28 protein-coding genes and 1 tRNA gene are annotated in these 24,206 nt (G+C 35.8%); 4 read left to right on the top strand and 25 right to left on the bottom strand.

Annotated elements, in window-relative coordinates; genetic code table 11:
* Positions 1 to 246 precede the first annotated feature (246 nt).
* The 10 genes from rfbD to map form a co-directional block, all read right to left on the bottom strand.
* On the bottom strand, positions 247 to 1,089 hold the full coding sequence (gene rfbD, locus I583_RS02235; protein WP_010762929.1) for a dTDP-4-dehydrorhamnose reductase: 843 nt from the start codon (positions 1,087 to 1,089) through the stop codon (positions 247 to 249).
* Between the two features lie 327 nt (positions 1,090 to 1,416).
* Entirely contained in the window at positions 1,417 to 2,445 is a 1,029-nt protein-coding gene (rfbB, locus tag I583_RS02230; protein ID WP_010762928.1) for a dTDP-glucose 4,6-dehydratase, read from the bottom strand.
* 23 nt (positions 2,446 to 2,468) lie between these two features.
* Positions 2,469 to 3,041, bottom strand: a complete 573-nt coding sequence (gene rfbC / locus I583_RS02225; RefSeq protein ID WP_010762927.1) for a dTDP-4-dehydrorhamnose 3,5-epimerase — start codon at positions 3,039 to 3,041, stop codon at positions 2,469 to 2,471.
* Between the two features lie 11 nt (positions 3,042 to 3,052).
* On the bottom strand, positions 3,053 to 3,922 hold the full coding sequence (rfbA, locus tag I583_RS02220; protein ID WP_010762926.1) for a glucose-1-phosphate thymidylyltransferase RfbA: 870 nt from the start codon (positions 3,920 to 3,922) through the stop codon (positions 3,053 to 3,055).
* Positions 3,923 to 4,051: 129 nt separating this feature from the next.
* Positions 4,052 to 4,765, bottom strand: a complete 714-nt coding sequence (locus tag I583_RS02215; RefSeq protein ID WP_010762925.1) for a glycosyltransferase family 2 protein — start codon at positions 4,763 to 4,765, stop codon at positions 4,052 to 4,054.
* On the bottom strand, positions 4,766 to 5,599 hold the full coding sequence (locus tag I583_RS02210) for a glycosyltransferase (protein ID WP_010762924.1): 834 nt from the start codon (positions 5,597 to 5,599) through the stop codon (positions 4,766 to 4,768).
* On the bottom strand, positions 5,599 to 6,381 hold the full coding sequence (locus I583_RS02205; protein ID WP_010762923.1) for a glycosyltransferase family 2 protein: 783 nt from the start codon (positions 6,379 to 6,381) through the stop codon (positions 5,599 to 5,601). Before I583_RS02205 ends, I583_RS02210 begins: the two co-directional genes overlap by 1 nt.
* A 224-nt stretch (positions 6,382 to 6,605) precedes the next feature.
* Positions 6,606 to 7,742 carry a glycosyltransferase family 4 protein gene (locus tag I583_RS02200; RefSeq protein ID WP_034682614.1) on the bottom strand — a complete coding sequence of 379 codons (1,137 nt, stop codon included), beginning with the start codon at positions 7,740 to 7,742 and terminating at the stop codon, positions 6,606 to 6,608.
* A 131-nt stretch (positions 7,743 to 7,873) separates the two neighbouring features.
* Complete coding sequence (locus I583_RS02195) at positions 7,874 to 8,788, bottom strand: YihY/virulence factor BrkB family protein (RefSeq protein ID WP_010762921.1); 915 nt, start codon at positions 8,786 to 8,788, stop codon at positions 7,874 to 7,876.
* 19 nt (positions 8,789 to 8,807) lie between these two features.
* The gene (gene map / locus I583_RS02190; protein WP_010762920.1) at positions 8,808 to 9,572 is read right to left on the bottom strand and encodes a type I methionyl aminopeptidase; all 765 of its coding nucleotides are present in this window, start codon (positions 9,570 to 9,572) and stop codon (positions 8,808 to 8,810) included.
* Positions 9,573 to 10,073: 501 nt separating this feature from the next.
* Here map and I583_RS02185 point away from each other — a divergent pair.
* Positions 10,074 to 10,517: a flavodoxin gene (locus tag I583_RS02185; RefSeq protein WP_010762919.1), complete on the top strand. Its 444-nt coding sequence runs from the start codon at positions 10,074 to 10,076 to the stop codon at positions 10,515 to 10,517.
* An 83-nt stretch (positions 10,518 to 10,600) separates the two neighbouring features.
* On the opposite strand, the gene I583_RS02180 is transcribed toward I583_RS02185, so the two are convergent.
* Complete coding sequence (locus tag I583_RS02180) at positions 10,601 to 11,173, bottom strand: TetR/AcrR family transcriptional regulator (protein ID WP_010762918.1); 573 nt, start codon at positions 11,171 to 11,173, stop codon at positions 10,601 to 10,603.
* Positions 11,174 to 11,428: 255 nt separating this feature from the next.
* Here I583_RS02180 and I583_RS02175 point away from each other — a divergent pair, with 255 nt between their 5' ends.
* Both I583_RS02175 and I583_RS02170 read left to right on the top strand, forming a co-directional pair.
* Positions 11,429 to 12,667: an aminopeptidase gene (locus I583_RS02175; RefSeq protein ID WP_010762917.1), complete on the top strand. Its 1,239-nt coding sequence runs from the start codon at positions 11,429 to 11,431 to the stop codon at positions 12,665 to 12,667.
* A gap of 63 nt (positions 12,668 to 12,730) precedes the next feature.
* On the top strand, positions 12,731 to 13,381 hold the full coding sequence (locus I583_RS02170) for a uracil-DNA glycosylase (protein ID WP_010762916.1): 651 nt from the start codon (positions 12,731 to 12,733) through the stop codon (positions 13,379 to 13,381).
* 102 nt (positions 13,382 to 13,483) lie between these two features.
* Here the strand turns inward: I583_RS02170 and I583_RS02165 are convergent.
* A tRNA-Arg gene (locus tag I583_RS02165) sits at positions 13,484 to 13,557 on the bottom strand.
* 99 nt (positions 13,558 to 13,656) lie between these two features.
* The gene (locus I583_RS17055) at positions 13,657 to 13,779 is read right to left on the bottom strand and encodes a hypothetical protein (RefSeq protein ID WP_010762915.1); all 123 of its coding nucleotides are present in this window, start codon (positions 13,777 to 13,779) and stop codon (positions 13,657 to 13,659) included.
* Positions 13,780 to 13,959: 180 nt separating this feature from the next.
* Between I583_RS17055 and I583_RS16835 the strand changes: the two genes are divergently transcribed.
* Positions 13,960 to 14,106 carry a hypothetical protein gene (locus tag I583_RS16835; RefSeq protein ID WP_010762914.1) on the top strand — a complete coding sequence of 49 codons (147 nt, stop codon included), beginning with the start codon at positions 13,960 to 13,962 and terminating at the stop codon, positions 14,104 to 14,106.
* 52 nt (positions 14,107 to 14,158) lie between these two features.
* On the opposite strand, the gene I583_RS02160 is transcribed toward I583_RS16835, so the two are convergent.
* From I583_RS02160 to I583_RS02105, 12 genes are all read right to left on the bottom strand, one after another.
* Complete coding sequence (locus I583_RS02160; protein WP_010762913.1) at positions 14,159 to 15,355, bottom strand: GNAT family N-acetyltransferase; 1,197 nt, start codon at positions 15,353 to 15,355, stop codon at positions 14,159 to 14,161.
* Between the two features lie 178 nt (positions 15,356 to 15,533).
* On the bottom strand, positions 15,534 to 16,937 hold the full coding sequence (locus I583_RS02155) for a PTS sugar transporter subunit IIC (RefSeq protein ID WP_010762912.1): 1,404 nt from the start codon (positions 16,935 to 16,937) through the stop codon (positions 15,534 to 15,536).
* Between the two features lie 272 nt (positions 16,938 to 17,209).
* Positions 17,210 to 17,623, bottom strand: coding sequence for a DUF3284 domain-containing protein (locus I583_RS02150; protein ID WP_010762911.1), 414 nt, complete (start codon positions 17,621 to 17,623; stop codon positions 17,210 to 17,212).
* Positions 17,623 to 17,820: a DUF3188 domain-containing protein gene (locus I583_RS02145; RefSeq protein WP_010762910.1), complete on the bottom strand. Its 198-nt coding sequence runs from the start codon at positions 17,818 to 17,820 to the stop codon at positions 17,623 to 17,625. The genes I583_RS02150 and I583_RS02145 overlap by 1 nt, the downstream gene beginning before the upstream one ends.
* 20 nt (positions 17,821 to 17,840) lie before the next feature.
* Positions 17,841 to 18,059: a hypothetical protein gene (locus I583_RS02140; RefSeq protein ID WP_010762909.1), complete on the bottom strand. Its 219-nt coding sequence runs from the start codon at positions 18,057 to 18,059 to the stop codon at positions 17,841 to 17,843.
* 68 nt (positions 18,060 to 18,127) lie between these two features.
* A complete protein-coding gene (locus I583_RS02135) occupies positions 18,128 to 19,561 on the bottom strand; it encodes a PTS sugar transporter subunit IIC (protein ID WP_425268402.1) in 1,434 nt (477 codons plus the stop codon).
* Positions 19,562 to 19,714: 153 nt separating this feature from the next.
* Positions 19,715 to 20,035, bottom strand: a complete 321-nt coding sequence (locus I583_RS02130) for a PTS lactose/cellobiose transporter subunit IIA (RefSeq protein WP_010762907.1) — start codon at positions 20,033 to 20,035, stop codon at positions 19,715 to 19,717.
* A 34-nt stretch (positions 20,036 to 20,069) separates the two neighbouring features.
* Complete coding sequence (locus I583_RS02125; RefSeq protein WP_010762906.1) at positions 20,070 to 20,390, bottom strand: PTS sugar transporter subunit IIB; 321 nt, start codon at positions 20,388 to 20,390, stop codon at positions 20,070 to 20,072.
* A 215-nt stretch (positions 20,391 to 20,605) separates the two neighbouring features.
* Positions 20,606 to 22,003, bottom strand: coding sequence for a glycoside hydrolase family 1 protein (locus I583_RS02120; RefSeq protein WP_010762905.1), 1,398 nt, complete (start codon positions 22,001 to 22,003; stop codon positions 20,606 to 20,608).
* Positions 22,004 to 22,110: 107 nt separating this feature from the next.
* Positions 22,111 to 23,403, bottom strand: coding sequence for a PTS sugar transporter subunit IIC (locus I583_RS02115; RefSeq protein WP_010762904.1), 1,293 nt, complete (start codon positions 23,401 to 23,403; stop codon positions 22,111 to 22,113).
* A gap of 109 nt (positions 23,404 to 23,512) precedes the next feature.
* Positions 23,513 to 23,833, bottom strand: a complete 321-nt coding sequence (locus I583_RS02110) for a PTS lactose/cellobiose transporter subunit IIA (RefSeq protein ID WP_016249891.1) — start codon at positions 23,831 to 23,833, stop codon at positions 23,513 to 23,515.
* 33 nt (positions 23,834 to 23,866) lie between these two features.
* Positions 23,867 to 24,187 carry a PTS sugar transporter subunit IIB gene (locus tag I583_RS02105; RefSeq protein ID WP_016249890.1) on the bottom strand — a complete coding sequence of 107 codons (321 nt, stop codon included), beginning with the start codon at positions 24,185 to 24,187 and terminating at the stop codon, positions 23,867 to 23,869.
* Positions 24,188 to 24,206 lie beyond the last annotated feature (19 nt).

The raw sequence follows: 24,206 nt of genomic DNA, 5'->3' as shown, positions 1-24,206 counted from the left end.
TTCTAAATTACTTGCTGTTAAAATATATATCGTGCTTAATATCCATCAATTTTATCAAATGTCACTGGCGTGAAGGTGATATAAAGCGCGTTTGCCTTAAAAAATTAGACTTAAATAGAAAATCCACTGTGCTTTGTTATTTTTAATATTCCCTCTTCTCAATAAGAAAAATTAAAAACCAACACCCCAATCAACTATCTAAGGAATAGAAAAATCCTCAAACCTTTCTATCCCTTAATTTTTTTATTATTTTGAAATGGATTCCAGCATACTTTCTAGTGCCTTTTCCCAAGTTGGAATTTCAAAACCTAGCTCTTTAGTCTTATTAAGATCCATTACAGAATATTTAGGTCGAGTCGCTTTTTGTGGGAACTTGCTTGAATCTACTGGTAAAATTTCCACATCTGTATTTTTCAAAATTTCTTTAGCAAACTCATACCAATTACAACTATTGTCATTCGATAGATGATAAACGCCATAAGGAACCTCTTCTTTTACAACAAAAACCATAAACTCAGCTAATGTTCTTGTCCAAGTTGGACGACCAAATTGATCATCAACAACAGTTAATTGATCACGTGTTTCTGCTAATTTTTGCATTGTAAAGACAAAGTTATGTCCATACTGACCAAACACCCAAGAAGTACGAATAATGTAATATTTTTCCATGACTTCCTGAACGATTTGTTCGCCCAATAATTTTGTGCGCCCATATTCGTTTTGAGGATTCGTTTGATCATCCGTTTTATACACATCGTCTTTTTTAGTCCCATCAAAGACATAATCTGTACTGATATAAACTAAGGTTGCATCAACAGCTTTTGCCGCAACTGTTACATTACGTGTACCATCAACATTAATTTTCTCGTCTAATTCTTTGCCTTCGTCTTCTGCTTTATCCACGGCTGTATAAGCTGCACAATGATAAATCAATTCAGGCTTTAAATTTGTGATATATGCCATTGTCTTCTCTGCATCTGTAATATCTAATTCTTTGGAATCTGTGGAAACATACTCCATTCCTTGCTCGTCTAACAAATGACGTAACTCTGTACCAAGTTGTCCATTACCACCGGTTAAAAGTATCATTCTTGTTTCCTCCTCGTAAATTTAAAAACAAATAGCATTCTTGTCTCATTTTAACTGAAAAGTAGAAAAAATTGATTGTGACACTCTTACTCACTTTCAATTCTTATCTCTTTAAGAAAGATTAACTCGTGAAGCCAGATAATAGAAACAGAAGCTAATTTGGTAATGAAAAATAAGTTGTATTTTCTTTTGCCTAGCTTTCGTTTCGTATTTAGAGCGTGGAGCAAAACCATTTTTAGTTTTGTTCCACGCTCAACAACTCATTATTTTAATCTTATTCGGTTAAAATTTGATGTAAAGTATCCTTGAAAATATAATACCTACTTATTATTGACCGTTTTTAGCATAATTGGCTTCCACAGCAGTTTTATCTGCTTCCCACCAATCTGAATTTTCTGTATACCATTTAATTGTATCTGCTAAACCATCACGGAAATTAGTGAATTCAGGCGTCCAACCTAATTCTTCACGAAGTTTTGAAGAATCGATTGCATAACGCAGATCATGACCTGGACGATCATTTACGTGTTCGTATGCATCTTTGGGTTGACCCATCAATTCTAAAATTAATTCCATTACGGCTTTATTATCTTCTTCTCCGTCTGCCCCGATTAAGTATGTTTCACCTAGTTTTCCTTTGGTTAAGATCGTCCAAACAGCTGAAGAGTGATCATTTGTATGAATCCAATCTCGAACATTTTTACCAGCACCATATAATTTAGGTGTGATTCCGCTCAATACGTTAGTGATTTGGCGTGGAATAAATTTTTCAATATGTTGGTAAGGTCCATAATTATTTGAACAATTAGAAATTGTTGCTTTTAAGCCAAACGAACGTCCCCAAGCCTTTACTAACAAGTCTGAACCTGCTTTTGTTGAAGAGTAAGGACTAGAAGGATTATAAGGAGTTGCCGCAGTGAATTTTTCCCCTTGACCTTCGCCATGTCCTGGCAAATCCTCTCGTAACGGCAAATCACCATAAACTTCATCCGTCGAAACATGGTGGTAACGTACGTCATGCTTCCGGCAAGCTTCAATTAAAGTGTACGTACCGATAATATTTGTTTGTACAAACGGAAATGGATCATTCAGCGAATTATCGTTATGAGATTCTGCCGCATAATGAACTACAGCATCTGTCTTTTTAACTAATCGATCGACTAATTCAGCATCTGCGATATCGCCGACAACTAATTCAACACGATCAGCTGGTAGTCCTTCAAGATTTTTTTTATTCCCTGCATACGTTAATTTATCTAATACGGTGACATGGACTTCTGGATGATTGTTCACTACATAATGAACAAAGTTTGATCCGATAAAGCCAGCTCCACCAGTAACAATGATGTTTTTCATCTTCAAGATCGCTCCTAATTTTTTTAGATTATACCATAAACAAAAGAATTCTCAGATTCAAATTCTTTTAATGTTGGGTGATTTTTATCTTTTTCAGATGTAATGGCTTTTTGAATATCAATTGGCCAATCAATCGCTAAATCTGGATCATCAAAAGCAATCCCACCATCTGCAGGTGCATTATAATAATTATCACACTTATACATAAAGTTAACATTTGGTGTCAACGTTACAAAGCCATGCGCATAACCTTTAGGTACCAATAATTGACGATGGTTATGTTCTGACAAAATATAACCTTCCCATTGACCATAAGTTGGACTGCCTTTACGGATATCAACTATCACATCTAAAACCGCACCCGTCACAACACGGATCAGTTTTGTTTGAGCTGCTTCGCCTTTTTGAAAATGCAAGCCACGCAATACGCCCGCTTCACTTGAAAGAGAATGATTATCTTGTACAAAATCAAAATCCAATCCTTGTTCAGCAAATTTTTCTTTAGAATAGCTTTCTGTAAAAAAGCCGCGGTGATCGCCAAATACGTCCATTTCAATGATTTTTACGTCTTGTAATTTTGTTTCAATAACTTTCATTTTATTCGCCCCTAGTCCGTTTCTGCCAACCTTAATAAATACTGTCCATACCCATTTTTCTTCAATGGCTGCGCAAGTTCAATCAATTGCTCTTTCGTGATATAATTCATTCGATACGCAATTTCTTCTAAACAAGCTACTTTTAAGTTTTGACGTTTCTCGATTGTTTCAATAAAAGTTGATGCTTCCAAAAGTGATTCATGAGTTCCTGTGTCTAACCACGCAAACCCACGTCCCATCACTTCAACAGATAATTTATTTTTTTCTAAATAAACTTTGTTTACATCGGTGATTTCTAATTCACCACGATCAGAAGGTTTGATATTTTTAGCGATTTCGATTACATCGTTGTCATAAAAATATAAACCAGTAACCGCATAATTTGATTTTGGTTTCTCAGGTTTTTCTTCAATTGAAAGAGCCGTCATCTCGTTATCAAATTCAACTACACCAAAACGCTCCGGATCATTCACATGATATCCGAAAACAGTGGCTCCGTTTTCTTTTGATGCTGCACGCTGCAACATATTTGATAGACCGCCGCCATAATAAATATTATCGCCTAAAACTAAACACACACTATCATCGCCAATAAATTCTTCCCCAATAATAAATGCTTGTGCTAAACCATCAGGACTTTCTTGAACCGCATATTCAATATGAATACCTAGATCTTTACCGTCACCGAATAAGCTTTCAAAGCGAGGTGTATCATCAGGTGTCGAAATGATCAGAATCTCCTTGATACCTGCTAACATCAATGTTGACATTGGGTAATAGATCATTGGTTTGTCATAGATAGGCATTAATTGTTTTGATGTGGCTTTCGTTAATGGATAAAGTCTGGTTCCACTTCCTCCAGCTAAGATGATCCCTTTCATGAAAAAAACTCCTTATACTAATTTATTTTATTGTTATTTGCTAACTTCACTATCTGTTATTATTGCATTATTGGCTATGATTGTCATTCATTTTAAGAATATTTTACAAAACTGTAAAGTAGCTGTTTTCTATGAATTAAAAAATATTCTTTTGAAAAGTACATAACTAATTGCACAACGCCATTTCAATTGTTGAAAAAAACTGGCTTTTGTATTGATTTCACTCGCATTGTTGCTATGTCTACGATACAAGGTAAGCTTTTGAGGTATCAATGCGCTCTTGTTTCTATATGCCGCAATCAAACCAATCCACATATCATGCATAGGAACTTTGGCAGGAATTGGTAAGATTCTTGTCTTTAACCTGCTGCGAAAAGCCATGCCTGCACCAATATATTTATTTTTTACGATGTTGTGAAGAAAGCCTAATCTCACTTTTCGATACTCAAAATACGAAGGCTCGATCACTTCCAAATGTTCATTTACGATTACTAAGTCGCTGATCACTAAATCTATTTTAGGTTGAGCAGCAAAAAAATCTAATGTCGTTTGAACTTTTTCAGGCAGCCAGACATCATCTTGATCTGCTAAGAAAATAAATTCACCCTGACTTTGATTGATCGCAAATTCAAAATTAGCAATCACACCTTTGCCTGGCCCTCTAAAGAATTTTATCCGATGATCTTGTGCTATATAACGCTTGATAATATCCAATGTTGTATCTTTAGATCCATCATCTGATATTATCAGCTCATCACAAGAGTCCATTTGAGGCAAAATACTATCAAGCTGTTCTTCTAAATATTTTTCTCCATTATATGTGGCAATACAAACTGAGATCATTTATTTTCCTTTCATTAGTGATCGATACTCTAAATACGTCCGCCGCCAAATTTTACGATTCTTGACCCGCAAAAATTGTTTGACCGTTCTTAAAAGCAAGTGTTTTCTGTGATTGTAAAATTTATCTTGATCATATTTCTTATAAAATAGCGTTTCTCCGCTAATGATTGATTCATATCGTTTGCTGTTTATTGCTCGATAGTCCAACACAGATAGGTCATGTACCAAATGATGATCTAAAACGCTGATTGTTTTATCTAATTGATGAATCTTCCAAAAAAGCCAATGATCTAAAAAGTCCAAAGGAAAATCCAAGTTAAATGAACCAATACTACTTAGTGTCGCAGTTGGAAGTACGGTTCCTGAATTAATGCTCATAAGTCTTTCTGAATAGATACCAGGTTTTGGAAACTCAGACTTTCGCCCAACATATTTGTCAGAGAAAACTGGAGATATTTGTCTACCATGAGAACTGACAATCGGAACGTACGCTCCAACCCCTTTATCTAACGGCAAACCTAAAAGCGTTTCAAGATAACTCTCATCAAGCAAAGTATCTTGATCCAATAACAACATCAAGTCACCATGAACTTCTCTAAGATACCGACCTCCTGCGTTATACGCTTTAGCCAATCCCGGATTCGCTCCATCATGAACATAACAAACATTTTCCAGATAAAACAATTCATCATCTTGTGCGTTTTGACTGTTATCGTAAATAAATAGATACGCTGATTTTTTTTCCGATATCACTTTTTTTATATAAGCATAACTGGGTGTTTTTGAGAATTCAGATTGATATAAAACGATCGTCATAACCAACTTATTCTCCACTAGAAAAACCTCCAGCCCCATTTATTGAAAAATTTAATCATTGATTGTAAAAATATTTTAAATAATTGCTTATTTTTGTGTGCACCTTTTTCATATAAGTGAATCACCGTTTCAAATGGTGTATACAAAATTTTATAACCTGCATTTCCAAAGCTCAAACAAAGATCATTATCTTCAAAATACATGAAGTACCGCTCATCAAAACCGCCAATCTCTTTAAACTTATCAACATCAATCAACATAAAACAGCCGGAACCCATTTTGATATAGGTTGTTTGATTATCTGGTAAATCACGGCATTCATAATAACTTAACCGCTTATCAAATAACTTTTTGACTGATTGAAACGGAACAAACCGCAGCATATAATCGAATACATCAAGTTTTTGACGTACTAAATATTGTGTTGTACCGTCTGAGTTCAAGACCTTAGGACAAACAGCTGCCAACTGCTCATTTTCTTTTATCCGCAAAATCATTTTATCCAACGCATCTTTTCTAATCAAAACATCGGGATTAAAGATGACAGCATAACAGGTATCAACCTTTTTCAAAACCTGATTGTGACCATATCCAAAACCTTTATTTTCTTCAGTTTTGTGCAAGAAAATAAATGGACGGTAACGTTCAAGTTTATCTATATAACTTTGCTCGGAAGCATTGTCAAATATATGTATGTCATAATTTGATTCTAGACCTAATTCAATTTTTAAATTATCAAGCACATCAAAAATATGACGGCTATTGTGAGTAACAATGGAAATCGTTATTCTATCATTCATATTTTTGCACCTCATTTAAAATCAGATCAATCAAGCCAATCCTCGTTTAACTCAGCCTAGCTTCACCAAAAGTGAAGCGGTAAATGCTTCTAGTCATTTTGATCCGCTACTGAATTCTAGGAGAGCGGAGCAAAACTTGCACTGTTTTGTCCCGCTCTCTCATTTTACTCAACCAATAAATTATACCACAGCTTAAAACCCCAACAAAGATTACTATTAATTTTTTACTTTTTCTTAGAATGTTTTCCTAATCTTTTTTCTAACTGCTGATGACGAAACTCTCGATTTCCAAACATGCGCAAAATATACATCAGCGGTTGATGGTTTTCACCCACCAGTCCAATCATTTCTATAAATAATTCTAACCCAATCGCACTAAAAACAATCAATAAAATCGACGCAACATTACTTGCATAGCTAAATAGCAACGCTACGAACGAAAAGACCAATGCTAAACCATAAATTGTCATCACAGCACCTTTATGAGTAAAACCAAGTGACAACAAACGATGATGTAAGTGCATTTTATCTGCTGATGAAATCGGTCGCTTATTCATTAAGCGGCGAATAATCGCATAAACAGTATCTGTGATTGGTACACCTAAAATAATCATGGGGGTGATTACCGTGATAAACGTTGCATTTTTTAACCCTTGCAAAGACATAACTGCAATCATAAACCCTAAAAATAAAGCGCCCGTATCTCCTAGAAAAACTTTAGCTGGATAAAAATTATACGGAAAAAATCCTGCAATACTTGCAACCAAAACAAAAATCACAATAGGAATATAGACAGTTTTAGCATGAAGAAAAAAGTAACCGATAACTCCGATTGTTGTTAAACTAATAATCGAAACCCCTGAAGCGAGTCCATCCAAACCATCAATCAAATTAACCGCATTTGTAATGGCAAATATCCAAAACAACGTCAAAGGTAAACTAAACCAACGCAAATCTATGTGCCCTAATAAAGGTAATGTGACAGCGTCAATTCGAATCTCTGCCACAAAATAGATGACTAATGCACCAAGCAAAATCCCCAGCGTTTTTTTCTTCGGAGACAATTCATAAATATCATCTATCAACCCCGTTGCAACAACGATTCCTGCCCCTAAAATGATCGGCCAGATATAATTGAACGGTATAATCGACTGAAACATAACCAAGCAAGAAAATGAAAAAACAAAATAAATCCCTAACCCGCCAGCCGTTGGCATATTTTTAGTATTTATCCTTCTTTCCCCTGGAGCATCATATGCTCCTATTCTAAACGCCAGCAATTTAACGATTGGCGTTGTAATCAACGATAAAATAAACGTCAGAAATAGACGGATAACAATTTCATAAATAAACATCGACATGATGAACCTACTTTCTTAATGTACATCGTATATTATACCGAATCATTCCACATTTACAAGTTGGAACAGGTGTTTCCACTAGATATGAAAACTAAACCTAAGACTCGGTTATTGAATCAAAAGTATTCGATCTATTTCTTTAATTTTTCTTTTATTTTATCCACTAGTCGGTTAATCAAACCATAGCGGTGCTGAATTTTTTCATTCGATATATATTCTTTGACCACGGCATTGATGATACCACCTAAAATAATGATCGTTGCCGCAAAATTCAGCCACAACATCAATATAATAAAACTTCCTATAATTTGATAGCTGGCGATTTTTGAGCTGAAGTATTTAATATACAAACCAAATGCTTGTGACAATAACATCCAGCCCACAGTCGCGAACACAGCACCTGGGATAATCGAACGAAAATTCAGCTTCGCATTAGGAACGACACGATAAATCAAACACATAATAACAAGTAAGACCAATGACGTGACCGGCCACTTCAACGCTTGAAAGGTATCAATAAAATCAGTTGAAAAATGGAATATTGGTTGTAATAAATCTAAAATCGTTTTGCCTAAACCTAAAACACCGACAACACCGACAATTGCTATCATGAACAATAGAATAACAAGCAAAGACATTATGCGGACAATAATAAAGTTTTTACGTTGCTCAACACCAAAGGCTTTATTCATTGCTGTCTGCAGTGCGTTGATACTTTGACTAGCACTCCATAAAGCTGCCAATGCAGAGATCGAAAGCAAGCCGCCAGAACGTTGTGTCAACAGGGATTGGATTGCGGGTTTTAAGTCATCAAAAATGGCCTTTGGAATTGCTTCAGCGATATATGGTAGCACTTCGTTTGGATCAATATGTAAATACGGCAGGAGATTTCCCACCGCAATCAATAGAGGAAACAGGGACAAAAGTAAATAGTACGCCACAACGACCGACGTATTTCCAATCTCTGAATCAATCATACGATGTTGTGTTGTTTCAATGAAACGCATTAACTTTTCATTGTTCTTTACCTTGTCCACCAGTTTCATAAAATTCTCCTCTAATTGATTAATAGGTCAATTCTTCTCCTTGAGAAGTCAAGATCTTTGGTCCTTCTTTCGTAATAGCCAATGTATGTTCAAACTGGCAGCTGATGCCGCCGTCTAAAGTATATGCTGTCCAGCCATTTGGATCCATTTTCATACGCCAAGTTCCTGTATTGACCATAGGTTCGATCGTAATAACCATTCCTTCTTTTAAACGTAACCCTTTGCCAGGCTCACCATAATGAGGAATAACCGGACTTTCATGAATAGTTGGACCAATGCCATGCCCTACAAAGTCCCTTACGACAGATAAATTTTCACTTTCAACATATGTTTGGATTGCATGTCCAATGTCGCCAATACGATTACCGACTTGTGCTTGTTCGATTCCTAGATATAATGCTTTTTTCGTAACTTCCATTAAATGGTCCAATTCAGGCGTTGATTTACCTACTACATAAGCCCAGCAAGAATCAGATACCGCACCTTTTAAATCGATACACATATCTACTTTGATCAAATCGCCATCTTTTAATGGTTTTTTACGAGGAAAGCCATGACAAATTTCATCATTGATACTGCAGCATGTTGCATATTTATAATCTTCAAACCCAATTTGTGCGGCAATTCCACCGTGGCTTTCAATAAAGTCTCTAACGAATACTTCAATATCCCAGCTCGTAACACCTGGTTTGATAAATGTTCGTAAATGACGATGAACATCAGCCAGTAATTCTCCAGATTCATCCATCATTTCAATTTCTCTTGGTGATTTTAGTGTAATCATTTAATATCGTCCTCCTAAAATTTAAAAGCTGAAAGAGCTTGGTCAGCCTTGACAGAAAAATAAATGCGGTGCTCTTTACCACAATTATTTTTATCTTTTTTCACGAATCCTTCACTCCTTAGAACTTTAACTCTTAGGAATCAACGGGATCAGTGGCTAGCTCTTGAAGCTAAATAATATAAAAGCACAGCTGGCTCGTTTAGTCTCATAGATAAATAAGTTACTCGGTTTGCGATACTTTTTAATGAGCCTATTTTATCTTTCATTGGGACTAACCCAGAAAGCTAGATAATCTTTATATAAGAGTATTTTATCATAATTTGTGAAAATTTCACTGAAAAGTAGTTGTTAAAAATAGATTTCACTTTTTTAACAGCCACTTACCTCTTATAAACAGCGTTATAGAAGCAACTTCTTAGAATCTACTCGCCATTTTGTAATTTACACAACCTTCATTCTTCTGATATAATCAAGGTTGTATTATTTGAAGGAGGAAATCTAATGACCTTAGCTAAAATCGTTTATGCAAGTATGACTGGAAATACAGAAGAAATCGCAGATATCGTTGCTGAAACTTTTGAAAATTTAAATATTGAAGTTGAAATCAATGAGTGCACACAAGTTGATCCAGAAGATTTTGAAGATGCTGACATCTGTGTTGTTGCGACATATACATATGGTGATGGTGAATTGCCTGATGAAATCGTAGACTTTTATGAAGAATTACAAGAAATCGATTTATCTGGAAAAACGTATGGTGTTTGTGGTTCTGGCGATACTTTTTATGATGAATTCTGTAAATCAGTGGATGACTTTGATGCTGTTTTCACAAAAATCGGTGCTACAAAAGGAGCAGATAGTGTAAAAGTCGATCTAGCTGCTGAAGAAGAAGATATTCAAAATCTCGAAGCCTTTGCTAAGAAATTAGCAGAAGCTACAAAATAGTAATTAGAACCAAAAAATTTAAACAAATGGAGGCGATAAGAAAACCAAAAACGTTTTCTTATCGCCTCCTCTTTTAATTGACATTAACTATCGATATCGATTGGTTCATCCCGCTCTAATATCTGATCGATTGCTTCTCTCATCAAACGTTCGATTTGTTGATCACTTGGATGAATGATACCAGAAGTCATCAATGCTGCAATTCCCGTTGCAACAATCCAGGTTCCCATATGAAGAGAGTTGATTTCTGTATCATTCAGTTTTTCATATTCAGAATCTTGTTTAACCGAATTAGAAAAGTAACTGTATGAAAATTCCTGCATTCTTTTTCCGCCGCCGTATTCTTCTAAATATAACGCGCGATATAACTTACTTTCATTTTTAGCAAAGTGAATATAATTTAGCGCTAGATCCACAATGGTATTGCCTGTATGTGTGACAGGAAATACTTCTTTCGCCAAATATTGATGAATCTTTTCAAATAACTCTTCTTTTAAATCATCCATATTTTTAAATTCTAAGTAAATAGGTTGTGTTGAGCATTTCATTTTGGTTGCAATGTTTCGTGCGGTGAATTTCGAAAAGCCTTCAGTGGCCACTACTTCGTATGCAGCATTTAAAATCTGATCTTTAGTAATTGTTTTTTTTCTTGCCATAATCTTTCAATCCCCTCTACCTATCCTTTACAACGCTTCCATATAAATACTATAGTTATTGTAACACGATTTGTTTATTCTGCAAAATACTAGTCCTTCGAATTATAGTATTTTATTTATTTGATTATACGGGACTTTCAAGAGCTTTTTTTCAGAATTAAATAAGGTACTGAACCTGCTCGTTTGTTTGAGTTCGCACACTGTACGTGTTATGATATGAACGGTTACATGAATGAAAAACTAGGAGGTTATTCTATGACATTACCAAATTTTAATGAAACATTAAAAAAATACGCTAGACTGATTGTTGAAACAGGTGTCAATGTTCAAAAAGGTCAAAGCATTGTTTTACAAATCAGTGTTGATCAAGCACCTTTGGCTCGTTTGATTACACAAGAAGCATATAAATTAGGCGCTGGTGAAGTAATTGTTCAATGGACTGATGATATTGTTCAACGTGAATTTTTACTCCATGCAGATGAACAACATTTAGAAAATATCCCTCAATATAAAATAGACCAAACCGATGACTGGGTCAATAAAGGGGCTAGCCGCATCAGTGTTGTTTCAGCTAATCCTGATGCACTTGCAGGTGTAGACACCGATCGCGTAGCTATTTTCCAATCTGCTTCTGGTAAAGCTCTAGTCAACTTAAGAAAAGCCACTCAGGCGAACAAAGTCAGCTGGACAGTTGTTGCAGCAGCTGGTAAAGAATGGGCAGCTAAAGTTTTTCCTAACCTAGAAAATTCTGAACAACAAGTTGATGCGCTTTGGAATGAAATCTTTAAAACAACTCGTGTTTACGAAACAGATCCTGTGGCTGCATGGAAAGCTCATGACAACAAACTTGCAACAAAAGCAGATGAATTAAACAAAGAACAGTTTAAATCTTTACATTATACTGCGCCAGGAACAGACTTAGTGATTGGCTTGCCAAAAAATCATTTATGGGAAGGGGCTGGCAGTGATAACGTACGTGGTGAAAAATTCATGGCAAACATGCCAACAGAAGAAGTTTTCACTGCTCCTGATAGCCGTCACGTTGATGGCGTCGTTTCTAGCACTAAACCATTAAGTTATGCCGGAACGACTATTTCTGGTATGAAATTTACATTTAAAGATGGTAAAGTGACTGATTTTTCTGCAGAGCAAGGCGAAGAAGTATTAGCAAAATTACTTGAAACAGATGAAGGAGCTCGTCATTTAGGCGAAGTTGCTTTGGTTCCGGACCCCTCACCGATTTCTCAATCAGGAATCACTTTCTTCAATACTCTATTTGACGAAAATGCTTCAAACCATTTAGCTTTTGGTTCTGCATATGCATTTAATCTACAAGGCGGAACTGAAATGAGCGAAGAAGAATTAAAAGATGCTGGTCTAAACCGCAGTCATACTCATGTTGATTTTATGATTGGATCTGACAAAATGGATATCGATGGTATTAGAGAAGACGGCACACGCGTTCCAATCTTCCGCAATGGCGATTGGGCTTAAAAAGAATAAAGACGTGCTGATTAAATCAATCAGTGCGTTTTTTTAGAGAGAAGACATGCAATCATGCATTATCCTAAAAAACTAGTTGAAGCAGTCGAACAAAAAATGCAAGGACACAATTTAGAAGGATTTCTTCCCGGAAAAGGACCTAAGAATGCAGTCTTAATGTTAGTTGGAGAAGCTCCGGGGGAAACAGAAATAAGAACGAAAATCCCTTTTAGTGGCAGATCAGGAAAAAAACTAGATGGTTGGCTAGCTGAATCCGATTTAAACCGAGACGATATTTACATTACGAGTGCAGTTAGAAGCAGACCTTTTAGTATAAAAAAACGACTCAATAAAAAAACCGGAATCATCGAAACCAAATACCCAAATCGAACACCTAATAAAACCGAAGTACTAGCATATGCGCCATTATTAGACTACGAAATACAGACAATTCAGCCAAAAATTCTGGCCCCCATGGGAAATATTGGTTTACAACGGCTTTTAGGGAATACGTTTAAAATTTCAAACTATCATGGACAGTTGCTCCACTCACCCATCTTAGCCTATTCAAACGAGACTAATAAACTTGCTAAAACAAGTGAAGAGTATATGCTATTTCCAATCTTTCACCCTGCAGCTATTTTTTATAATCAAAAACTTGAATCTGCTATTGAGTATGATTGGTCGTCTTTAGGTTCACTTTTAAAGAACAGTGAATTGAATTAGTTGTTCGTCATTTACCTATTGAAAAAGATAGTTTCAGTTAACTATTATTGGCACAAATAAAATAAAACACCTATCAAATCAACGTTTGACAGGTGTTTTTTACGTTCCCGACTGGAATCGAACCAGCGACCTATCGCTTAGGAGGCGATCGCTCTATCCTACTGAGCTACGAGAACATGTACTTATTTATTTTAGAAGTCTTTTCATTCAGTGTCAATGAAAAATAAAAAGAAAGCGATCCTGACACAAAAATCAAGATCACTTTCCAAAATAGTTTATTTCTTTACGTTCTTTTTGCCTTTTAGCATTTTGACTACATAAAGTCCGCCTATAACAACAGCTAATGTTTTCCCAATCTTGCCATTTCTAGCAACTTTTTCTTCTTTTGTTTTACTCATAATTATTCACTGCCTTTCATTTTAAACTTTTATACGTACCTTTAATTTATATTATAAGGACTATCAGCTAGTTCCGCTAATCATCTGCTTATGGTCAAAAAACTCGCAAAGTCTATCTATCGATGTTAAGGTTGAATTATACCATTTACGGTAAATAAAAAGAAAGCAGAGGTAACATGTATGACTGATAAAACAAAAGAAAAAGTCTTTGCTGAACGCCAAGATAATTATAAGCAGGAAAAAGAAGAGATTTTTAAAGAAGCTTTAAAAGACTATCATGAAGAAACCTCAGAAGAAATAGCGAAAGATGATAAAAACAAAGCTTAAAGTCATATAGGCGAAGTGAGTATTGAAACAACAAACTCACTTCGCCTATTTTTTAAAAGTAGTCTGCTAAAATCGGTTTGCCTTCTACTAAGCGCTGACCCAATGTTTGAATCAGCTTTTCTTGTCCTGTGATTTTCCCATAAAAATATAATTCACTTCCTGTACGATACCCCATAAAAAGTTGGGTCAAAACTTGGATCGTACTGCTAATCACTTCATTTTCTGTTAATGATTCAGGAATTTGTTCAAGCTTCCTGACAGTACTCAGACCCGTTTTAGTTATTTCCAATTCCCATATGCCTTTATTCCATGGACCATACTCATCTTCAACTTTAATATAATATGTTTCTTTATCTCCTTCTGTAAAAGGATATTTATCAAGAAAGCTTTCTAAATCAACGATTCTCGCCATCATAAAAGGCGTTATTTTCATTTCTACTAAAGGAGACGGCATTAGATAACTTAGATTTGTGCCATCAGAACCTGTTTCTAAATGAAATTCTCGTGATGCTCCATTATGTGAACCAATAAAACGAACGAGCGATTGAAAGGCTTGATTTGTTACATAGCCCCATTCCTTAATAACAAAACGCTCTGCACTGGATTGATAAATCAAGTATCCCTGAAGATTTCCCAACTCATCTTCATAGAGCGCAAATCGATTCTTATCATCTAGACCAAATGCGTAACCAAACCACCAATCATCACGAATCACTGCTCCTCTTTGGTTACTTGGTAACTCAGAATAAATTTGCTGACAAACATTTTTGGCTTCTTTATAGGTAACTCGTTTCATTTTGCCCGGTGTGGCCTTCACGTTTGGCCAATCTTCCGCTTTGACTGTATAACTTATTTGCTCAAATATCTGCTCAAAACCATATTTTCGATAAAAAGGATACGAAAATGGGGCTAAGTAAGCAAGTTCAACTTTATTTTCAGCTAACTCTGTTAACAGCTGTTTCATAATCATTGAAATACCGCCTTGTCCCCGATATTCAGGATAAGACGAAACACAACCGATTCCGGCCATTTGATAACTTATTCCATGAAATGCTACTTTAAATGGTGTAGAAATAATTTGACTTGTTAAGGTATCCTCTGAAAAATACCCATAATTCAAAGAATGGGTAACAATATTCTTGAAACGTAATTTTCGTTTTTCTGTTGGCTCAGCATTAAAAGCATATGCCGCTAAATCAAATATCTCATCAATTTTTTCTTCACCCATAAGACGTACTTCTTTTTCCACTGTGACCACCCTAACTAAAAGTAACTATTTACTTTTCATTGTACTCCTATACAAAATGATGTCCAGAAGAAAGTGAACTCTGTCATTGAGAAAGACTAGGATATAACGTTGGTAGTCATGTCCTAGTCTCATCAACTCCTATTCACTTATACTAACTAAATTTAAATGGATCTTACCGTTATTCTTCTGGCTCCCCTAGATTTGGATCCATTTTATTCGCTGCAATAACAAATGGAGCCCAAATCACAAATGCCACAGCCAAATTGACGATCGTTAAGACAATTGCCCGCCAATCACCAGCTGTTGCTAAGAAACCACTAATAATCGTTGGCATTACCCAAATCACATTCACGACAACTGGATTCACCAATCCGGCCATTGTTGCAAAGTAAGCAATTGTAGCCGTTACTAACGGTGCTACAATAAATGGAATCAACATAATTGGATTCAATACAACTGGCATCCCAAACATGACTGGTTCATTAATATTGAATAAACCAGGTCCGATGCCAAGCTTTCCAACTGTTTTGTAATCAGCACGTTTTGATAAAAGTAAGATTGAAATAATCAATACCAGTGTCACACCAGCCCCACCTGGCCAAACGAAAGCTTCAAAAGAACCAGCAACCCATTTGTAAGGAATCTCTTGTCCTTGTTGATAAGCGTTTGTATTATCAACCATCGCTACACCATATATCGATTGTAAAACGGGTGACATAATATTGGTTCCATGGAGTCCAAAGAACCACAAAACATGCACTAACAACACAATCAAAAGAACAGCTCCGTAGCCCTGAGATAAACCGAGCAATGGCGTTTGAATCGATTCAGAGATCCAGTCGATCAGTAATTTTCCTGTTAATTGTTCAAATACATGATAAATCAACCCGGAAACATATAAAGCAGTGACACCAGGAATAATCGCAGCAAATGCTTTTGAAACTGCTGGTGGTACTGAATCAGGCATTTTAATAACAATATTTTTCTTAATCAATTTAGCAAATATAATAACAGAAATAAAACCAAAAATCATTGCTGTAAACAAACCTGTTCCACCCATGTATTTACTAAATGGGAAATACCCCCAAGCACCTGCATCAACGGCACTAACACCATCAACCGTATTAACCGTGGCACCCGCATCCGTAAAAAGTTGGGCAATATTCTTTGGTAATTTTTCAGCCAAAGTAACAGTTGCTGTTGCACTTTGTGGTAAACCAATAAAAAATGCCGCTAATGATACGAGCATACCTGATAAAGCATCCACATCATACGCTCTAGCAACGTTATAACCCAAAGATGCGGCAAAAACAACGGCCATGATCGCTAAAGTCCCCGTCCACACTAAGCCATTTATCGCAATCACCGGTGTAAAGAAACTAGTAATTGCATTTCCTTCTCCTAAATACGTGTTAGGAAAGTCACGCATAAACGCATTTAGTAAAACTGCAATAGCGCCAGCCATCGTCACCGGCATCATACCAATAAATGCATCTCTAAGTGCCACTAAATGCTTCTGTGCCCCAATCTTCGCAGCTACAGGTAAAATGTACCGTTCCATCCACGCTGTTAATCCATTCATTTTTTGTCCTCCCAAAATTTTTTTATTTAAAAAGCTTTCACTTTCTAAAGCAAATCCGTACTAACCAAAACAATAAACAATCTAGACCCCAAAATGTTGTATCAATATAATCTTACATTCTTATAATAAGCAAAAATCATGCCAAATTGATCTAGACCAAAACCTGATGATTATAAAGCGCTTTCTCAACACACTACTTTACACACGAATTACACTGTGCGTTTTGTGTGTAAAAAAATGCAAAAAAAAAGAGTGCCTTTTTGACACTCTCATCAATATGATTCTTCCATCATTTTTAACATTTTAGTAAACTGGCGTTTTTTAAAAAACATAAGGATAGTGCCAAGTACGGCATCATTCATTTTTTGTAAAAAACCATATGATTCCATTTTCTCATTATAATGAATCTCACACGACTTTTCATCTAATGGTTTAATATCATATTGAACCAAGAAATCATTTTTTGTTGTAGATGTTCGAAAATGGTAAGATGTATTTTCAACAAGTTTTTCTACTTTGATACGTGCTCGGCTATTTTTTGAAAATTCCTTAACATATTCAAAGTTGTTTAACTGTTTTCTTGTTAAACTTTTGCCCGTATGCTTACGTATATCAAACAAAACAGAATCCATGACTTGGTCATAAAAAACAGATGCTGGAATATTCATTTTTTTTATAATTTCCATTATCTTTTCACCTCGTTGCTATCTTTCTTATTTTGTTCTTCTTTCTTTCTGCCTTTGAAGAAAAAATACCCTCCAACAACCACTAAGAAAATACCTGTAGTCATACTTAACAAATCATATTGCATTGATGCAGGATTAAGCGCATATAAAATTATAATTAAGCCAATACTGCATATGAACAAACCATTTCTTACCATTTTACATCCATCCAATCTTTTTAAACTGCAGCTGCTTGGAAGAACAAGACACCGCCCCAAGGTTGTGCTTTGATAATTTCTTTTGCTTTTTTCGCTGCTTCTTCTTTGTCTCCTGTGACATCAAATGCTAATTTGATTCCTTTTTTTTCTTTGAAAGTGTATGTAAAATCGCCACCATCATAGTTCTCTAATAATTTTTTGATTTCTTCTTGTTGCATTGCACTAGCAATTGTGATCATTTTAAGCTCTCCTTAATAAAGCAGTTACTTTCACCTCATTAGAAGTGAAAGTAACAGACTATTTAATTTTATTCGAAATCAGTTGGTTCCATTCTATTAGCCGCAATAACAAACGGTGTCCAGATAAGGAATGTAACAACCATACAGACAATCGTTACGATTGGTGCTCTCCAATCGGCCCCTGTTGCTAAGAATGATAGCAAGATTGGCGGTACAACCCAAGTTACTTGTTGTGATACTGGTGCGACTAATCCAAAGTATGTTGCTAACCAGCCGATTGTTGTTGCAACAACTGGTGCTACTAAGAATGGTACAAACATGATTGCATTTAATACGATCGGTAAACCAAACATGATTGGTTCGTTGATGTTGAAAATACCAGGTCCTAATGATAATTTACCAACAGTTAGGTAATCTGCACGTTTAGAGAATAGCAAGATAGCAATAATCAAGACGATCGTACCACCTGAACCCCCAAACCATGCAAATGCATCAAATGAACCACGAACCCACATATAAGCTTTTCCATCATCAATAGCTTTCAAGACAGCTGGCGTACCAGTTAAGCCTTTGTAGCCTTTTTGGAAAATGTCGATATTGATTAATTGTGCTTGTCCCCAGATACCTTCTAAAACTGGTGCCAATACGTTTGGACCATGGATACCGAAGAACCAGAAAATTTGAACGAAGATTGTTACGATCAATACTGCACCCAGACCTTGAGATAACCCCAAGAATGGTTCCGCAATATATTTTTGAACAAGATCGATGATCAATTGTCCATCCGTTAATTTCCCTACTACAAAGTTAATAATTGCAATAACATATAATGCGATCGTTGCAGGTAAAATAGCAGCGAAAGCTTTTGATACTGCTGGCGGAACTGAATCAGGCATTTTGATTGTGATGTTCGCCAACATTAATTTACAGAAAATGATTACAGAAATTGCACCCATGATCATGACTGTGAAGTATGCATTCCCATTCAAGTGATCTAGTTTTAACCAACCCCAACCACCAGCCGTTAAGCCTTCAGCTGTTGCTGACCAACCACTTGTTGCTGAGTTTTCATTGATTGTATTCATTAATTCTTTAGGAATTGCTGTCTCTAATGTATTAGAGTAAGAAAATGCGATTCCTTGAATCAATGTTGCCAAACCAACGATACCACCAGCTAAGTCGTTTACTTTGTATGCTCTTGCTAAATTATACCCCCAAGAAAAGGCAAAAATCAAACCCGCAATTGCCAAAGTACCATTCCAAACAAACCCGTTGATCCCAATAATAACATTAATAACTGCAAAGATCCCTTTGTCTGCTGCAAGGTTTGCTGCATAGTCAGAGAAAAATTGTTGCGGCAGGTCACGAATTATCGCGTTGATCATAACTGCGATCGACCCCGCCATTGTTGCCGGCATTGTTCCGATAAACGCATCACGTAATGCTACTAAGTGTTTCTGAGCACCAATTTTACCGGCTACAGGCAGAATGTACTTCTCCATCCAGGCTGTTAATCCATCCATTTTTTAATTCCTCCTATAAATAATATTTATCTAAAGAGCGATTAAACTCCTTAAAACAAAGTAGTTGTTAAAGTCCCGTTCAAAAAACTTTAACCTCTATTTTCTTCCGTTCAAAAAAGAAAATAACACAGATTATTCGTTATCCATACGACGGTATAAATCAATGATCTCTTTTGCTAAATCAGTAAAAGCAATCGCTGTCATTAAATGATCCTGACTATGAACAGTCAATAAAGTTACTTGAATATGATTGCCTTGTGCTTCTTGTGTTAGCATTCCTGTTTGAGAATGATGTGCTTGAACTAAAGATTCCTCTGCATCAACGATTTTTTGATCTGCTAATTCAAAATCTCCTGCTTTGGCTGCAGCAATCGCTTCCATTGCATCGCTCTTGGCATTCCCTCCATACATAATCAAACCCATGACTGCTTCTAAATTTTGTTGATCTTCCACGTTTGTAACTCCGTTCATTTTTTATTTTTACTTTTTAGTTATCCATTAAAGCAATCGCTTGGTCAAGGACTTTCTCACCATTCATCATGCCATAATCAGACATGTTGATTACGTCAAATGGGATACCTTTAGGTGCTAGTTTTTGTTCAAATTGAGATTTCATAAAACGAACTTGTGGACCTAAAAGTAATACGTTTACATCTTTTGCTTCTAAGTTATTGTCTGCATCTGATGCGGATACTGCAAAGATATCTGCTTCCATTCCACGATCTTCTGCTGCTTTTTGCATTTTTGTTACTAATAGACTTGTACTCATTCCCGCTGAACATACTAACATAATTGTTTTTTTAGCCATTTTATTACACTCCTTCTAAATTAATTGTATTTACACCTTTCTATAAAGCAAGAACCGTGCCAAAAAAAATATAGACCAAACCTAGTCATAACAAGGTTTTGGTCTATACAGATTGTGCACACACTACTAATCTATACGCTACACACTATATTTTGTGTGCGCTTTCTTTACTGTTATAAAGACATTTCTGTCGATTATAAGAATCTGTCTTATTTTTAGTTAAAGCCATTATTTTCAGTTAGATTTTTGAACCAGTAACCACTTTTCTTGATCGTTCTATTTGCTTCATTGTCTAAATCAACCGCTATAAACCCATAGCGATTTTTATAGGCATTCAACCACGACCAGTTATCCATACATGTCCACATATGATATCCTTGAACTTGGCTTCCTTCTTGAATTGCTTGATGCACCCATTTTAGATGATCTGTTACAAATTCGATTCGATAATCATCTTCGATCATTCCTTCAGCATTCACAAAACGTTCTTCCCCTTCAACACCCATGCCATTTTCAGAAATATAACAACGGATATTGCCATAGTTTTCTTTCAAGTTCATTAAGGTGTCATAAATGCCTTTTTCATAAATTTCCCAACCACGATATGGGTTCATTTTTTTCTCTGGCATATCATACACATCATAAAAATCTTCTGGTAAGATACCATTACTTGATATTTCTATTGGTGATTCTTTGGCTTTTACTCTACGAGGTTGGTAATAATTTACACCTAAAAGATCGATTGTATTTTCAGCGATCACAGCTAGATCTTCAGGAGTTGTTTCCGGCATCAAATCTTGTTCTTTGACCCATGCTACTATATCTTCAGGAAAATGACCTTTTACAGCAGGATCTAAAAATGACCGATTAAACAACCCATCGACGAAACGAGCAGCTTTAACATCTTCTTCATTTTCAGGATTTCTAGGATAACTTGGTGTCAAATTAAGAACGATTCCGATTTCTCCAGTTAAATTCATATTATGATATACTTCAATCGCTTTCGCACTAGCTAATGCTTCGTGATACGCAACTTGAACCCCGTGTTTTAAGTTTACTTCTTCTGGATAATGCCAGCCATATAAGTAACCACCTTCAACCGGCACGATCGGTTCATTATGTGTAAACCATTTTTTCACACGGTCTCCAAATAATTCAAAACAAGTTTTAGCATAAAACACATACTGATCGACAACATCACGATTCAACCAACCACCTTGTTCTTGCAATACCATTGGCATATCAAAATGATATAAATTCATGAAAGGTTCAATGCCTTGCTCTAATAAGCTATTGATTACGTCATTATAAAATTCGACGGCTTTTGGATTAACTTGGCCCGTTTTTGGATCAGGAATCAGTCGACTCCATTGGATCGATGTTCGAAAAGAATTATGGCCGGTCGCTTTCATTAATTGAATATCTTCTTGGTATTTTTTATAAAACTGGGAAGTCTTATCTGGCCCTACTCTATTAAAAAATTTTTCAGGTTTTTCTTCGTACCAAAAATCCCATATATTTTGAGCTTTTCCATCACCTTCAAAGACACCTTCTGTTTGAGGTCCGCTTGCTGCAGATCCCCACCAAAAACCTTCTGGAAACTGATAATTCATATTCATCATCTCCTAAAATAATTTTATTTGAAAAATAGATAAAATCTCTCAAAAATCGAGCCAAACGTGGCTTTCTCTTGAGGAAATTTTATCTATTCGTTCTATCATTAAGCTTGTGTGTGTTCTTCTTGAGCTAACGCTGCTGATTCTTGTTTTAAGAATTGATCCGTTGCGACTTTAACGAACGGAATATAAATCAATACAGAGATTAGCAAGTTCACTGCAGCTAATACTCCGCCGGCAATACTCTTCGTTGCTAAGAATCCACCAATAATTGGCGGTGTTACCCATGGTGGCATAAATGTCGCAGCTGGAACAAGACCTGTTGACGTTGCAATATATGCTGTTGTTACAAGAACCATCGGCGTAATGATAAATGGAATAAACATGATCGGATTCAATACGATCGGTAGTCCAAACATCACTGGCTCATTAATATTAAAAATACCTGGTGCTAAACTTAAGTTTGTGATTACTTTAAATGGTTTGTTTTTACGTCCTACTAAGAAGATTGCAATCAACAATCCTAATGTAGCACCTGTTCCACCTAAGTTTACAAATGAATCAAAGAAAGGCTTGTTCACGATATAAGGAATTTTTTCTCCTGCTTCTAATGCTTTGATGTTGGCATCGATTGCAGGTACATTGATCGTTTGCATCAATGGATCGACCATATTCGCACCATGTAACCCAAAGAACCATAAGAAAGGTGTAATAAATGCTAATAATAATGCTGATGGGTAGCTGTTCGCTAATCCCATAAATGGTTTTTGAACTGCTTCGTAGAATGATACTACGATATTTTCAACTCCAAAGCCTAATAAAATTGATGTGATCAAACTAAATAGGCTGATTGTGATCATTGCAGGTAATAATGCTGCGAATGATTTAGCAACCGCTGGTGGTACACCATCCGGCATTTTGATGACTAATTTATCATTTCCAACTAATCTTTGGAAAATTTCTCCTGAAATAAGTGCAATAACTAGAGCAATAAATAATCCTGTAGCATCTGTTCCACTTAATCCACCAACTGCAAAGAATGAAGCAACTGAAACTGTCCCTGCCGCAATTCCGTCTTTACCGTAAGATTTTACTAAGTTATATGCTACTAAAAAGGCAACTAAAATTGAAAAAATAGCAAATGTTCCATTCCAAATGTTGCCACCGAAACTTTTCCAAATTGGTGCGTCATTGACGATCATTGGGAATAATTTATCCATTAATTCTGGAAATCCAGGAATTGGTAAATTATTGATAAGCACCGCTAGTGCTCCTAAAATCATTAATGGCATCGTAACGACAAACGCATCACGAATGGCCACTAAGTGGCGTTGAGCCGCAATTACTGAGGCTTTTGGCATAAAATGTTTTTCCATCCATTGAACAAATCCGTCCATTTCTTGTAAATCCCCCTAAACAATATTTATCTAAAAAGCTATTATGCTCTTCAAATCAGTTTTGACTAATGTTCCGTATCTAAACGGTTCGTTTTTTATTTTATTTCTCTTATTCGTTATCCATACGACGATATAAATCAATGATCTCTTTTGCTAAATCAGTAAAAGCGATCGCTGTCATCAAGTGATCTTGACTATGAACAGTCAATAAAGTTACTTGAATATGATTGCCTTGTGCTTCTTGTGTTAGCATTCCTGTTTGAGAATGATGTGCTTGAACTAAAGATTCCTCTGCATCAACGATTTTTTTATCTGCTAATTCGAAATCTCCTGCTTTAGCCGCAGCAATCGCTTCCATTGCATCGCTTTTAGCATTTCCTCCATACATGATTAATCCCATAACTGCTTCTAAATTTTGTTGATCTTCCATATTCTAAAACCCCATTCATTTTTATTTTATTGATTATTGTTCCATCAAAGCAATTGCTTGATCCAACACTTTTTCGCCGTTCATCATACCATAATCTGACATGTTGATTACGTCGAAAGGAATTCCTTTAGGTGCTAGTTTTTGTTCAAATTGAGATTTCATGAAACGAACTTGCGGGCCTAAAAGTAATACGTTTACATCTTTAGATTCTAAGTTATTGTCTGCATCTGATGCGGATACTGCAAAGATATCTGCTTCCATTCCACGATCTTCTGCTGCTTTTTGCATTTTTGTTACAAGTAAACTTGTGCTCATTCCTGCTGAACAGACAAGCATGATTGTTTTTTTAGTCATTTTTGCCACTCCTTTGAAT

The organism is Enterococcus haemoperoxidus ATCC BAA-382 (assembly GCF_000407165.1).
GTDB classification, from domain to species: Bacteria; Bacillota; Bacilli; order Lactobacillales; family Enterococcaceae; genus Enterococcus_L; species Enterococcus_L haemoperoxidus.
This window is presented reverse-complemented; position numbering and strand designations above follow the sequence as displayed.